This is a genomic window from Brevibacillus sp. HB1.1 (genome assembly GCF_013332445.1).
Taxonomy (GTDB): Bacteria; Bacillota; Bacilli; order Brevibacillales; family Brevibacillaceae; genus Brevibacillus; species Brevibacillus porteri.
Genome location: NZ_JABMIV010000027.1, coordinates 1 through 1522 on the forward strand (window position 1 = coordinate 1; position 1522 = coordinate 1522).

General features: G+C 53.8%; 1 rRNA gene. It reads left to right on the plus strand.

Features of this window, described 5'->3' with window-relative positions:
• Positions 1-2: 2 nt before the first annotated feature.
• Positions 3-1522 (plus strand): 23S ribosomal RNA (locus HPY27_RS29730); the annotation flags it as partial.

The following is a 1522-nucleotide window of genomic DNA, read 5'->3' on the forward strand; positions in this document are numbered from 1 at the left end:
GTGGTTAAGTTACTAAGGGCACACGGTGGATGCCTTGGCGCTAGGAGCCGAAGAAGGACGCAGCGAACTGCGATAAGCCTCGGGGAGCGGTAAGCACGCTTTGATCCGGGGATCTCCGAATGGGGTAACCCACCATCTGTAATGGGATGGTATCCTTCACTGAATACATAGGTGATGAGAAGGCAGACCCGGTGAACTGAAACATCTAAGTAGCCGGAGGAAGAGAAAACAATAGTGATTCCGTCAGTAGTGGCGAGCGAACGCGGAAGAGCCTAAACCGTCGGGTTTACCCGGCGGGGTTGTGGGGCGTCTCACATGGAGTTACAAAAGACGCGCGTAGGTGAACAGCTTGGGAAAGCTGACCATAGAGCGTGATAGTCGCGTAACCTAAACGCGCGTCTCTCCGAGACCAACCCCGAGTAGCGCGGGACACGTGAAATCCCGTGTGAATCTGGCAGGACCATCTGCTAAGGCTAAATACTACCTAGCGACCGATAGTGAACCAGTACCGTGAGGGAAAGGTGAAAAGCACCCCGGGAGGGGAGTGAAATAGTACCTGAAACCGTGTGCTTACAAATAGTCGGAGCCCGTTAAAAGGGTGACGGCGTGCCTTTTGTAGAATGAACCGGCGAGTTACGGTAGCGTGCGAGGTTAAGTTGAAGAGACGGAGCCGCAGCGAAAGCGAGTCTGAATAGGGCGATAGTACGCTGCCGTAGACCCGAAACCGTGTGATCTAGCCATGTCCAGGGTGAAGGTAGGGTAACACCTACTGGAGGCCCGAACCCACGCACGTTGAAAAGTGCGGGGATGAGGTGTGGCTAGCGGTGAAATTCCAATCGAACTCGGAGATAGCTGGTTCTCCCCGAAATAGCTTTAGGGCTAGCCTCGGAATTTAGAGTCTTGGAGGTAGAGCACTGATTGGACTAGGGGCCCTCATCGGGTTACCGAATTCAGTCAAACTCCGAATGCCAATGACTTATGTCCGGGAGTCAGACGGTGAGTGCTAAGATCCATCGTCAAAAGGGAAACAGCCCAGACCATCAGCTAAGGTCCCCAAGTATACGTTAAGTGGGAAACGATGTGGAGTTGCCCAGACAACCAGGATGTTGGCTTAGAAGCAGCCACCATTTAAAGAGTGCGTAATAGCTCACTGGTCGAGTGACTCTGCGCGGAAAATGTAACGGGGCTAAACGTATCACCGAAGCTATGGCAGTCCTTACGGACTGGGTAGGGGAGCGTTCCAAGCAGCAGTGAAGCCGTACTGGAAAGAGCGGTGGAGCGCTTGGAAGTGAGAATGCCGGTGTAAGTAGCGAAAAGACAAGTGAGAATCTTGTCCACCGAAAGCCTAAGGTTTCCTGGGGAAGGCTCGTCCTCCCAGGGTTAGTCGGGACCTAAGCTGAGGCCGAAAGGCGTAGGCGATGGACAACAGGTTGATATTCCTGTACCACCTCTGTTCCGCTTGAGCAATGGCGTGACGCAGGAGGATAGGGTGAGCGGCCTACTGGATGGCCGTCCAAGCAGT